This window comes from Streptomyces sp. NPDC055140, from assembly GCF_053607285.1.
The window spans coordinates 1-3,905 of the sequence record NZ_JBSGTG010000119.1; the positions used below are offsets into that span (position 1 = coordinate 1).

General features: G+C 66.2%; 3 protein-coding genes and 2 pseudogenes. 1 reads left to right on the forward strand and 4 read right to left on the reverse strand.

Going from position 1 to position 3,905, the window contains the following annotated elements; translation table 11 throughout:
• Both ACWFR4_RS47925 and ACWFR4_RS47930 read right to left on the reverse strand, forming a co-directional pair.
• Positions 1-615 (reverse strand): annotated as a pseudogene (locus ACWFR4_RS47925) (ATP-binding protein); the annotation flags it as partial.
• A 1,140-nt stretch (positions 616-1,755) separates the two neighbouring features.
• Positions 1,756-2,250, reverse strand: a complete 495-nt coding sequence (locus ACWFR4_RS47930; RefSeq protein WP_453658181.1) for a hypothetical protein — start codon at positions 2,248-2,250, stop codon at positions 1,756-1,758.
• A gap of 207 nt (positions 2,251-2,457) precedes the next feature.
• Here ACWFR4_RS47930 and ACWFR4_RS47935 point away from each other — a divergent pair, with 207 nt between their 5' ends.
• Positions 2,458-3,207 carry a GTPase domain-containing protein gene (locus ACWFR4_RS47935; protein ID WP_453658183.1) on the forward strand — a complete coding sequence of 250 codons (750 nt, stop codon included), beginning with the start codon at positions 2,458-2,460 and terminating at the stop codon, positions 3,205-3,207.
• Between the two features lie 163 nt (positions 3,208-3,370).
• Here the strand turns inward: ACWFR4_RS47935 and ACWFR4_RS47940 are convergent, their stop codons facing one another.
• The gene (locus ACWFR4_RS47940) at positions 3,371-3,550 is read right to left on the reverse strand and encodes a hypothetical protein (RefSeq protein WP_453658185.1); all 180 of its coding nucleotides are present in this window, start codon (positions 3,548-3,550) and stop codon (positions 3,371-3,373) included.
• A pseudogene (locus ACWFR4_RS47945) lies at positions 3,550-3,905 on the reverse strand (hypothetical protein); the annotation flags it as partial. The pseudogene ACWFR4_RS47945 and the gene ACWFR4_RS47940, both read right to left, overlap by 1 nt.

The following is a 3,905-nucleotide window of genomic DNA, read 5'->3' on the forward strand; positions in this document are numbered from 1 at the left end:
CTTGTCTACCGTCCGCACGTTGACGTCGACCCTGGTTGTTGTCGGATCCGAATAGCGGGTGGCGTTGTCGAGCAGTTCGGCCACCGTCAGCGCGACCGGCTCGACGGCCCGGCTGGTCACCGCGAAGTTCACCTGCGACAGGAGGTCGACGCGCTGGTAGTGCTTGATACGGCCTTGTGCTCCGCGGATCACGTCATAGACCGATGCCGCCTCTCGCTGCCGGCCGAGCCACCCTCCGCACAGCACAGCGATGGACTGCGCCCGCCGGTTGAACTGCGCGTTCATGTGGTCGACAAGCAACAAGTCCTGCAGCACCGGCGAGTCGCCGTACTTCTTCTGCAGCTCGGAGATGGCCCGCTGCTGCTCCGCGGCGAGACCTTGGAGTGTCTGCATCGCGGACTTCAGCACGGTGTTGGTGGCGTTCTCCGCTTCTTCCTTGGCCTGCCGGACCACCTCGGCGTAGCCGTTCTGCAGCTTGGCCAACTCGCCCTGGACGCCTTGCTTCTGATGGCGCAACGTCTTGATCGTTTTTCGCTGGCGAACGACAACAGTGGTGGCGACAGGGACGCCGGCAGCGAGCGCCCAGACTGTCGGATCCTGCCAGAAATTCGTCATGTGACTCTCTTTGAGCGGCTGGATTCCAGCTCTCGGAATCTGTCTGGGCGGACCCTCGGCTGTGGGCAGCCTTCGCCACCCGGAGAGCCCCCCTGGGTGTAGCCATGCCGAGGAGAAGCTCACTTGGCATGTGCCCGAAACCGTATCACCGGACGATCATGTTGCTCTGTCAAGTCCGCTATGTGGTCGCTTGGTTGGCGAAAAATCACCGCTGGGATCAGTGAAGAAGATGTGATAGAGGCCTACGGCCTTGCGTGGGCGGACGAGGCGCTGAGCGGTCCGGCGTGTGCTGCCTGGTCTTTCGTGCCGCTCCTTGCCATGTGATCGGCCGACGCAGTGGTGCAGAGCGGCAAGGCATCGCCCGGACGCTGCGGGTCCGCACAACGCAGGATGGCCAATTCGAGCGACTTGCCAGGACAGCACCCGGGCCCGAGCAGAAGTCGCGGCCAGCTAGGTTCCGCCAGGGCCGTCGGCCGCTTCCCCAGCATCAACGGGAGTCGGCCGGCGGCCCATCAGAGCGAAGCGCGGTTCGCAACTCGTGGGACCTCGCAGGCCCTGGGTCAGGCAGGGGCTGGCCGACGTCAGATGGCCAATTGGGACGGAAGCGTTTGACCAAGGCTGCGAAGTCGTTCCGCAGGTACCGAGAGTCGCACGGCATCAGCCGGATCTGTTGGCGACTGTCAGCCCACCAGATCGTGAAATCGGCAACCGTGCCTTCCGATGGCCAGTCCTCGATCTCGCCCGACAGCCACAGTGCGTCGACAAACCCTCCGACGCTCAGGCCAATGTCCACGAAGATCCCGATCGTCCCGGGCCGGGGAACCTGCACCACAGTGCCCTCGAAGACCTGCCCGAAACGCAGGCCTCGCCGAATCCGAGCCCACTCGGCACCTGTCACCACGATGGAAACCTTCCCTCCCGTCACGGTCAGCGAAGACCGGGATTTGTGGCCCTAAGGTTTCTCATTCCAGGCTCTCACCGGCAGCGGGTTACGTCTCGCCGAGCGGGCAGGGTTCACCGTGTTCGTGCTCGCCGGATACGCCTTGGCTCTGCTCATACCAACATTGGTCGCGAAACCCGCCCCTCTGATCCATTGCTGACCGCGCCACGCTGCGGGACGCTGCTGTCAACGACTGAGAGCTAGCCCCGGTCAGTGCGGTCGGTGGTGCGTGCCGGTGCGGTGAAGGTGCCCTGTGTGCGCAGGTGTTGCCATAGCCGGGCGTGTAAGCGGGCGTCCTCACGGGGGTCGAAGTCGCCGCGGGCGCGGGTGAAGTTGAAGCGTCCGTTGCCGTGTTTCGCGCGCCGTGTTCGCAGGGTGTGCCAGGCGAGGTCGTCGAGATTGAGGCCGGTCGCCCAGCGTCCGCCGCGGGCCTCGTGCAGCACGACAAGAGTGTCGATGCAGCGGTCGAGGAGCGCATCGGGGATGCGCGTGACCATGGCCATAGCTCGCAGGTCGGCCTGGAGGAGGCCATGTCCGACGACGAGGTCGGCAGCGGCCAGCGCCGTGAGGGTGCGCTCGGCGACATCGGGGGCGTCGAGCAGTTCATCGCTGACGAGGGTGTGGGTGCGATCATCCGCGCGGGCCCAAACGATTCCGACACGGTCGGTGAGCCAGCTCCCTGGTCCCGTGGTCAACTGGTTGCGTCTACGCGGCCGCCTTTGGCGAAGTCCGCGCCAACGAAGGCGATCAGGCGGCGTCGGGGGCGGGCGCGATGCGCGGTACTGCGCGGCCTCTTCTCCACTATGCGCGGGACTCTAAAGGTGCGCACTGACAACGCTGCGTGACCTGACTCGCCGTCCTTCGTTACGTCCACGCCCCTATGGACTGATCAAGGAGATCTGATGCGCTCACATGCCGACCCACGAACGTCGGGCAGTCAGGCGAGAGTTGTCACGCTCGTGCAGGCCCATGCCTGGTGCGGACGCTCCATGCTGGCGGTGAACCTTGCCGCAGTCACGGGCGAGGCCAGCCCGTCGGGTTCCTGTGACCGTGCCGACAAGGCTGTCGTTTGCGCAGATGTCTCGGCAAGCCACGAGGTGACGGTCTGGTCCCAGTGCCTTCCGGATGACGAGGTGCCGTTCGGCTTTGTTCGCACTCGCTCCAAGCTGGGGATCCTTCCGTCGCTGGTCGACAGCCCTGATGTCACGACGGTGTTCGTTGATGTGCCCGACCTCGAGCCCTCTGGCCCGACGCCTGGGGACCCATACGCCTTCGACCAGGCTGCCCTCGATGAGGTCCTGGAACTCACCGACCTGGCCTTGGTCCCGGTCACCACCGAGCCGTCATCGCGTACAGCCGCCGAGGACCTCATCGGGCAACTACTGGCACCGCGCGGGATCCCCTTCCTGATCGTCCTCAACCGGTGGGATCCGGGGAAGGACCCCGACGAGCTGCTCGTCCAGGCGACGTATGACTGGTGTCACGACCTCAAGTACCCATACGCACCTCAGCCGGTCCGCCACTACAAGGTGCATTCAAGGAACGGAGAGAAGGGACGTACGGTGCTGGAGTACGACCCGTCGCAGCCGGCCTTCAAAGCGCGCGAGGATGTATTCCAGCTGGCACTCAGCATCGAACAGTTCCTCCGCTGACACCCGCCACGGGAACCCGTAGCGGCACGACACTGTCGTCAACTCGGCGGGCGGGCAGACGTGGAGCCTGGCCTTCGGGAGTCAGGCGCCGCCCAGGCTCCTTACATCGAGTCCGCCGTAGATGTGGGCCTTAAGGACGACATCACCCCGGCCGTCTGACCTTCTACAGCCCCGCCCCTGCCACGACGTCCCAAACGACCGCCAGTAGCAACATCATGGCCGCCATTGCACCGGCAAACGGCGCGCACCAGCTGGGTCGGCGCACCAGCACGTACATCACCCCCGCGCCGACGAGCAGGGTGACGACGCCGACGAGCAGGGCCAGAAGCATCTGCGTCCGCATCACGCCACCGCGTCCCACCGCGCAGCCCGGTAGGCGGCGGCCGTCGCAGCCCGCTCCTCGTACTGCCGGCCGCGCCTGCGCACCTTGCGCATCACCGCCTCACCAAGTGCCGGCTCACACCCGACGGCAGCCGCGGCCTGCCGCCACGACGCGACCGTGCGCTCGCCGCGAACGACCCACGCCCGAACGACGTCCTGCTCCCGCTCACTCAGGCCGCTGAAGACGGCTGCCGCACCCGGCGTGGCGGGCTCCCACGGGTGCGCCAGATCCTCCACACCCGGAGCCCGGTCAGCCAGCACGTCCAGCAGGGAGCCTCCCCCGGCGAGCCGGTGGTCGAGCAGACCGACCCGGTGGC

What these genes read in the sequence shown, in the direction of transcription:
- ACWFR4_RS47935 (WP_453658183.1), top strand. Translation starts at nt 2,458, where the DNA reads ATGCGCTCACATGCCGACCCACGAACGTCGGGCAGTCAGGCGAGAGTT.
- ACWFR4_RS47940 (WP_453658185.1), bottom strand. Translation starts at nt 3,550, where the DNA reads ATGCGGACGCAGATGCTTCTGGCCCTGCTCGTCGGCGTCGTCACCCTG.